Consider the following 7566-nt stretch of genomic DNA (forward strand, 5'->3'; position numbering starts at 1 on the left):
TTGTTTAATTAAAATTTGGGGGTATTAAAAAGCTATTTCTAAAGGTGGAGATTTGTTTTTGGAGTAAAAAAGATGAGTTTGTTTTACAACTGTTTTAAAAAAGTAATTTTTAGATAAAATTACCTGTGCTACTACTAAAGCAGAAAACATAAAAACAGTTAACGTAAAAATATCAAAAGCACTTAAAGTTAAAAACTCCAACGCTGTATGATGGTGTGATTTTATAGGCGAGTTATCGTCTTGTTGATTAAAAGGATGCGCATGTATTACAAGTTCGCCAGTTTTTGTTAAGTGAATATGAGTGTAAACACTTTTATTGGCTAGGTTAAGCAGTATAATGCTTAGGCCAATAAAACTAAAAAGTTTTATAATGTATGTATTTCTAAATAGTGACACTCGTTTGGTTTTGAATTGCAAACTTAGAATGATTCTAAATAAGAAACAAGTATTATTTAGATTAATTCTAAATAATATGATATTTGTCATAAAAAAAGCCAAACGGTTAAGTTTGGCTCTTTAAATTATGTGTTTAGAATTTTATAATTCCAATGCTTTTTTAGGGTTGTTTTCCATTAAAATTTCAATTGGGTTTTCTAAAGCTTCTTTAACAGCGACTAAAAAACCAACAGACTCACGTCCATCAATAATTCTATGATCGTAAGATAATGCAACGTACATAATTGGTCTAATAACCACTTCGCCGTTAATAGCAATTGGTCTTTCAACAATATTATGCATTCCTAAAATTCCACTTTGAGGAGGATTAATAATTGGTGTAGATAGCATAGATCCAAATACACCACCATTTGTAATGGTAAATGTTCCGCCAGTCATTTCATCTACAGTAATTTGTCCATCTCTTGCTCTAATAGCTAAACGTTTTACTTCGCTTTCAACACCTCTAAATGATAAGTTTTCGGCATTTCTAACAACAGGAACCATTAATCCTTTTGGCCCAGAAACAGCAATTGAAATATCTTGAAAATCGTGAGAAATTTTATAATCACCATCCATCATAGAATTTACATCTGGATACATTTTTAAGGCTCTTACAACAGCCAACGTAAAGAAACTCATAAAACCTAAACCAACACCGTGTTTGGCTTTAAAATCTTCTTTAAACTCTTTACGTAAATCAAAAATAGGTTTCATATCAACCTCGTTAAAAGTTGTAAGCATTGCCGTTTCATTTTTTACTGAAACTAAACGCTCAGCCACTTTTCTACGTAACATAGAAAGTTTTTTACGTTCTGAACCTCTTGAGCCACCAGCAGGTGTTCCCATACTTGGTACAGCTTTTACTGCATCATCTTTTGTTATTCTTCCGTCGCGTCCACTTCCTTTTACTTCAGAAGAAGATATTCCTTTTTCATCTAAAATTTTCTTAGCGGCTGGTGAAGTAGATCCACTTGCATAAGTTGTTTTAGTTTCTACAGGTTTAGCTTCAACTTTAGGAGCTTCTTCAACAGTTTTTTCTTTTTCTATTGAAGCGCCTTCAGGTTTTTTTGCACTCATATCAATAAGGCAAACTACAGATCCAACTTCAACAGCATCTCCTTCTTCTGCTTTTAATGAAATAATACCGCTTTCTTCCGCAGGTAATTCTAGCGTAGCTTTATCGGAGTCTACTTCAGCAATTGGTTGATCTTTTTCAACATAATCACCATCTTCAACAAGCCAAGATGCAATTTCTACTTCTGTAATTGATTCTCCCGGAGAGGGAACTTTCATTTCTAAAATCATGTTGTATATTTTTAAGTCTTTTTAGACGATTTTTTTTGTTAGTTATTTTTCAAATACTTTATCTATTACTCTTTGGTGTCTACGTTTAAAACGAGCTGTTGATCCGGCTGCAGGTACAGCATAAAATGGTTGAGAAGCAACTTCTAAGTTAACCAATCTAAAACGTTGAAGCATATAACTCCACGCACCCATATTTTCTGGTTCTTCTTGTGCCCAAACATACTTTTCTACATTTGGATAGCGGTTAATTAACGCTTGCAAGGCATCTAAATGCAGTGGGAACAATTGTTCAATTCTCACCAAAGCAATATCATCTCTATCTAATTCGGTTCTTTGTGCTAATAAATCGTAATAGAATTTACCAGTACAGAAAACCAGTTTTTTTACGTTCTTTGGATCAATTGTATCATCAATTACTTCTTGAAAACTTCCAGTTGCAATTTCTTCTATTGAAGAAACTACTAATGGATGACGAAGTAAACTTTTAGGTGTAAATACAATTAAAGGTTTACGGAAGTCGCGTTTCATTTGTCTACGCAATAAGTGATAAAAGTTTGCAGGAGTTGTACAATCTGCAACAATCATATTATCAACAGCACACAATTGTAAATAACGTTCCATACGAGCAGATGAATGCTCAGATCCTTGACCTTCGTAACCGTGAGGTAATAAAACTACAATACCATTTTGAAGTTTCCATTTGTCTTCGGCAGCAGATAAGTATTGGTCGAAAATAATTTGAGCACCATTGCTAAAATCTCCAAATTGAGCTTCCCAAATAGTTAGTGTATTTGGGTTTGCCATAGCATAACCGTAGTCGAAACCTAAAACACCATATTCAGATAATAAAGAATTGTATATGTACATATTACCTTGGTTGTCATCCAAAGTATTTAATAGGTTTATTCTTTCTTCAGAAATTTCATCGCGTAAAATAGCGTGTCTATGACTAAATGTTCCACGTTCAACATCTTGACCAGATATACGAACATCAAAACCTTCTTTAAGCAAACTTCCGTAAGCTAAAGATTCTGCCATTCCCCAATCAATTTTATTGGTTTCAAAAACCATTTTATGTCTGTCTCGTAAAATACGTTCTGCTTTTCGTAAAAACTTAACGCCATCTGGCACTGTAGAAATTACGTTTGCAATATTTTTTAAAGACTCTTCAGAATAAGAAGTGTCTGCTGGCAATAGCATATCTTCTAAATGTCTTCTTGTAAAATCTTTCCAAGTATCTTTCATAAAAGGTTGAACTTTAGATTTTTCAACTTTTTTAGATTCTTGATATTCAGTTTCTAAAAGATTTTTAAATTCAGAAATTGTATTGTTTAAATAGCTGTTATCAATTACACCTTCTTTAATTAGTTTTTCTGCATAAATATCTCTTGGATTTGGATGCTTGGAAATTGCTTTGTATAGTTTAGGTTGTGTAAAACGAGGTTCATCACCTTCATTATGACCATATTTTCTATATCCGCATAAATCAATAAAAATATCACGCTTAAATTTCATTCTAAAATCTAAGGCCATTTCTACTGCGTGTACTACAGCTTCAACATCATCGGCATTTACGTGTAATACTGGAGAAAGTGTAACTTTTGCAACATCTGTACAGTACGTACTAGATCTACCATCTAAGTAATTAGTTGTAAAACCAATTTGATTATTTACTACAATATGAACAGTTCCTCCGGTGGTATACCCAGGAAGTTTACTCATTTGTGTAACTTCATATACAAGCCCTTGACCAGCTATTGCAGCATCTCCGTGAACAATAATTGGTAGTAACTTTGAATTGTCTCCGCTATAAATTTTATCAATTTTAGCGCGAGCAATACCTTCAACAATTGGTCCAACGGTTTCTAAATGCGATGGATTTGGAACTAAATTCATTTTAAGTTCCTTGTTGTTTTTTAAGGTTTTGCTAATAGTTAATCCTAAGTGATATTTTACATCACCATCAATAGTTTCGTCTTCAAAATCTTTCCCTTCAAATTCGCTAAATACATCTCTAATTGGTTTTCTAAAAATGTTTGTAAGTGTATTTAAACGTCCACGGTGAGCCATACCTAATACAAACTCGTCTACATCGTATATTTCTGCAGCATTTCTTAAAGCGGTACTTATGGCAGGTATTAAAGTTTCACCACCTTCTAAAGAAAAACGTTTTTGACCAACGTACTTTGTTTGTAAAAAGTTTTCAAACGTAACTGCTTGGTTTAACTTTTGAAGAATGTATTTTTTTGAATCAACCGAGTAATTAGGATGATTTGAATTTCTATTTAGTTGCTTTTGAATCCATTTAATTTCTTCTGGATTTCTTATGTACATATATTCAACACCAATTGAATCGCAATAAATAGTTTGAAGGTGCTTAATTATGTTTCTAAGCGTTGTTTTACCAGAACCTATTATTCCTCCGGCGTCAAATACAGTTTCTAAATCGTTTTCGGAAAGTCCGAAATTTTCGATTTCTAATGTAGGTGTGTACTGACGGCGTGTACGAACCGGATTTGTTTTTGTAAACAAGTGTCCACGAGTTCTATAACCGTTAATTAAATCAATTACTTTAAATTCCTTTTTTAGACTTTCAGGAACTGTAAGTGTAGGTTCTTCTTTAGTTGAAACTCCGTAGTTTTCTGTAGCAAAATCAAAGCCTTGAAAGAAACTTCTCCAACTTGGCTCAATCCCATCTGGGTTCATTAAATACTGGTCGTACATAGTGGCAATTGCCTCGGTATGCATAGCATTTAAAAACGAAAATTTATCCATTATTTGTTTTAGTAGTATATGTTACTGTATAAGCAAAAGTACAATTTTTAGTATAACAAACATTTATTTGTGTAATAATTGTACTATTGATAAAATTACGCTGTTTAGATAAAGAAAGATGAAGTTTTATGAAGTATAAAGGCACTTTTTTTAAAACTTTCAAAATTTTTTTAAAGCCACTAAAATTTTAGTTTACAATAACTTGCTGTTTGTTTGAAATAATAGTTTAAAAAAAAGATCATTTTTTTTAAAAAAAGTCTTGCAAAAATAATAAAAGCTTGTATATTTGCAACCGCTAAGGCAAAAACATTCCTCCTTAGCTCAGTTGGTTAGAGCATCTGACTGTTAATCAGAGGGTCCTTGGTTCGAGCCCAAGAGGAGGAGCAAAAAAAGAGTTACATTATATGTAGCTCTTTTTTGTTTTTAGGAAATTGTTAATGTGGTAGAAGTTTTTATGTGTTGATAATTAATTGATTATCTTTGATTGTTAATTCTGTTTTTGAATATAGTACCTAGAAAAATTTACCTAAAAAAGATATATTTAAAAGAGAGTTACAAGAAATTGTAGCTCTTTTTGTATTTTGGTGTTTTATTTATATAATGACTCACGAGTTAAAAGAAATAATTTCAAGTTTTATAAAGGCTAAAAAACAAGGCGCAAAGTGTGCTTTGGTTAGTTTGGTTTATCTAAACGGTTCTTCGTATAGAAAACCTGGTGTAAGAATGTTGTTGACAGAAACAGGAGAAATGACTGGTGCAGTTAGTGGAGGTTGTGTAGAAAAAGAAATCCAACGCCAAACTATTGCTGTTTTTAAAAGCAATATTCCAAAATTAATGGTGTATGATGGAAGGTATCGATTAGGTTGTGAAGGTCAGCTTTACTTATTAATTGAGCCATTTAATCCTTCCGAAGAAATTATTGATGCTTTTAATAATTCGCTTAAAAAAAGAAACTCATTTTATATTCATTCTTATTTTAAATTAGAAGAAGGTGAACAACCTAATAGCGGCTCTAAATTTTCTTTTGAAACCGAAACTTGGTTACCCGTTTTTAACACAAAAATTGATACTTCATATAAAGTATTTAAGCAATTATTTAAGCCTAGTTTTAGGTTGGTTATTATTGGCGCCGAACACGATGCCGTGGCTTTAACAGCCTTGGCTTCCTTTTTAGGTTGGGAAGTTGTTGTAGTTGCAAATGCGTTAAATAAACAAACAATTGCAAATTTTCCAGGAGCTATAGATTTAATTCAAACGGAACCTAATTTTTTAAATTTAAATTGGGTAAATAAGCAAGCGGCTATAGTTTTTATGACGCATAGTTATGCAAAAGATTTACAATATTTAGTAGCTTTAAAAGAAACAAATCCTGCATATATTGGATTATTGGGACCTAAAGATAGACGAGAAAAAATATTGAATGCTTTTATTGAAAACTATCCTATGGTGAAGGATGAATTTTTAGACGCCATTTATGGTCCGGCAGGTTTAAATATTGGTAGCGAAACAGCTCAAGAAATTGCGTTGTCTATTTGTGCTGAAATTTTATCAGTAACTCGTCAAAAAACTCCGGATTTTTTAAAAAATAAAAAGCTTTCAATTCATTCTAATGAACGGTAATACGGCAATATTAATTTTGGCTGCAGGTGCTTCTTCAAGAATGAATAGGCCAAAGCAATTATTACCTTGGAAAAACACAACATTACTAGGTGCAATATTAGAACAAAGTTTGACTTCAAATTTAGAGAATATAGTTGTTGTTTTGGGAGCAAATTCAGCAGAAATTAAATCAAAAATAGATTTTTCGAGTATTAACGTAGTCGAAAATAAAAGCTGGGAAAAAGGCCTCGGAAATTCTATTTCTTTTGGTGTTAATTTTATTCAAAAAAAATTAAAAAATATAGATTCAATATTAATTACGTTAGCAGATCAGCCTTTTTTAACAGGTTCCTACTTTAACTTGTTGCAAAGCACATTTAAAACTTCAAAAAAAAGAATAATTGCAACTAAAATTAAAAACCGAGTTGGTGTACCTGCTATTTTCGATTTATTTTATTTTGAAGAATTAAAAAAGCTGAATGAAGATAAAGGGGCAAAACAATTAATTTCTAAGCATAAAAACGATGTAAAAGCTGTAGTTTCAGAAATTGATTTTACAGATATTGACACTTTGGAAGTTTATAATCAGCTTCTTAAAAATAATTCTAAATAATACATTTTACTTAAACGTTTAAGTAGTAGTTTTTTGTTTTGAATAAAAGTGAATAAAGACCTTTATTTTAGTATGTTAAGTGCGTTTTTGATAGCGGTTTGTAAATATCCTATAAAAATGAGTTTTCGTAATTCGTTTAAGTGAAAAAGTACCAATATATATCTTCCGTTTGTATTTTTATACTGCTCAATTGTTCTAAAGTTAACCATAAACATTTATTTACAACATTTGTGATAGGTTTTAACTAGTTTGTGCTAGTTAACGCCGCAATATTAGAATATTTTTATAAAAAATTTAAAAAAGTATACTTTGTATTATATAGGATTTGATTTAGGAAGTTCATCAGTTAAAGCAGCATTGATAGATTCTTTAACAGGAAAGTCGGTAGGTATTACACAATATCCAGAAACAGAAATGGCCATTGAAGCCGAGCAACCAGGTTGGGCAGAGCAAGACCCAAATTTATGGTGGCAGAATATAGGTAAAGTAACCCAAAAATTATTGGCGCAAACAGGAGTTTCATCAAACAGCATAAAAGGTATAGGCATTGCTTATCAAATGCACGGAATGGTTGTGGTAGATAAAAACCAAGAAGTTTTACGACCATCCATTATTTGGTGCGATAGTAGAGCAGTAGCAATTGGAAACGAAGCTTTTATTGGAGCAGGAGAAGACAAATGTGTATCTAACCTTTTAAATTCACCAGGAAACTTTACACTTTCAAAATTAAAATGGGTAAAGGAAAATGAACCTGAAATATTTGAAAAAGTAGATAAATTATTATTACCAGGCGATTTTATAGCATTAAAATTAACAGGAGAAGCAACTACTACAAT

General features: G+C 31.7%; 6 protein-coding genes and 1 tRNA gene. 4 read left to right on the forward strand and 3 right to left on the reverse strand.

The features are described from left to right. Positions 1-24 precede the first annotated feature (24 nt). The 3 genes from BLU40_RS16230 to BLU40_RS16240 all read right to left on the reverse strand — a co-directional run bounded on the left by BLU40_RS16230 (position 25) and on the right by BLU40_RS16240 (position 4518). A complete protein-coding gene (locus BLU40_RS16230; protein WP_090126161.1) occupies positions 25-396 on the reverse strand; it encodes a hypothetical protein in 372 nt (123 codons plus the stop codon). A gap of 141 nt (positions 397-537) precedes the next feature. Then, on the reverse strand, positions 538-1743 hold the full coding sequence (gene odhB, locus BLU40_RS16235) for a 2-oxoglutarate dehydrogenase complex dihydrolipoyllysine-residue succinyltransferase (RefSeq protein ID WP_090126165.1): 1206 nt from the start codon (positions 1741-1743) through the stop codon (positions 538-540). A 42-nt stretch (positions 1744-1785) separates the two neighbouring features. Beyond that, positions 1786-4518: a 2-oxoglutarate dehydrogenase E1 component gene (locus tag BLU40_RS16240; protein WP_090126169.1), complete on the reverse strand. Its 2733-nt coding sequence runs from the start codon at positions 4516-4518 to the stop codon at positions 1786-1788. A gap of 310 nt (positions 4519-4828) precedes the next feature. On the opposite strand from BLU40_RS16240, the gene BLU40_RS16245 reads away from it, so the two are divergent. The 4 genes from BLU40_RS16245 to BLU40_RS16260 all read left to right on the forward strand — a co-directional run. After that, a tRNA-Asn gene (locus tag BLU40_RS16245) sits at positions 4829-4902 on the forward strand. 216 nt (positions 4903-5118) lie between these two features. Then, entirely contained in the window at positions 5119-6138 is a 1020-nt protein-coding gene (locus BLU40_RS16250; protein ID WP_090126172.1) for an XdhC family protein, read from the forward strand. Then, positions 6128-6730: a nucleotidyltransferase family protein gene (locus tag BLU40_RS16255; protein WP_090126174.1), complete on the forward strand. Its 603-nt coding sequence runs from the start codon at positions 6128-6130 to the stop codon at positions 6728-6730. The genes BLU40_RS16250 and BLU40_RS16255 overlap by 11 nt, the downstream gene beginning before the upstream one ends. Before the next feature lie 309 nt (positions 6731-7039). Further along, positions 7040-7566: FGGY family carbohydrate kinase (locus tag BLU40_RS16260; protein WP_245729967.1), on the forward strand; the 527-nt coding region annotated here is incomplete at its 3' end.

Origin of the sequence: Lutibacter oricola, from assembly GCF_900106565.1 — a bacterium.
Lineage (GTDB): Bacteria > Bacteroidota > Bacteroidia > Flavobacteriales > Flavobacteriaceae > Lutibacter > Lutibacter oricola.

Bases quoted from the DNA above. Each gene is read 5' to 3' on its own strand.
- odhB (WP_090126165.1), bottom strand. From the start codon at position 1,743: ATGATTTTAGAAATGAAAGTTCCCTCTCCGGGAGAATCAATTACAGAA.
- BLU40_RS16240 (WP_090126169.1), bottom strand. From the start codon at position 4,518: ATGGATAAATTTTCGTTTTTAAATGCTATGCATACCGAGGCAATTGCC.
- BLU40_RS16250 (WP_090126172.1), top strand. From the start codon at position 5,119: ATGACTCACGAGTTAAAAGAAATAATTTCAAGTTTTATAAAGGCTAAA.
- BLU40_RS16255 (WP_090126174.1), top strand. From the start codon at position 6,128: ATGAACGGTAATACGGCAATATTAATTTTGGCTGCAGGTGCTTCTTCA.